Annotated in this window: 1 protein-coding gene; it reads right to left on the minus strand. The window is 42.9% G+C overall.

The annotated features are described in order from the left end of the window. Positions 1-247: MarR family winged helix-turn-helix transcriptional regulator (locus KVT27_RS25180; RefSeq protein WP_254636287.1), on the minus strand; the 247-nt coding region annotated here is incomplete at its 3' end. Between the last annotated feature and the right edge of the window lie 14 nt (positions 248-261).

Genomic DNA, 261 nt, shown 5'->3' on the forward strand with positions numbered 1-261 from the left:
ATAAAATTTTCAATAGTTCTTCTTTCTCTTGGTCTGTGATGCCTGAGTAAAACGCGTTCAACATGTCGTTGGATATAGATTCAAATACTGGTCTCAACTCCAGTCCCTTTTGCGTTAGGGAAACGAAGACAACTCTTGAATCATCCGTGTGCCTTTCCTTGGTTACATACCCGAGCCGGACCATTTTGTCAACAAGCGCCGTAACCGTGGATTTATCCTTACCAATCTTTTTGGCGATCTCCGCCATAGTCAACCTAGTTT

It is taken from the genome of Lysinibacillus sp. GbtcB16, from assembly GCF_019091145.1.
Classification (GTDB): domain Bacteria; phylum Bacillota; class Bacilli; order Bacillales_A; family Planococcaceae; genus Lysinibacillus; species Lysinibacillus fusiformis.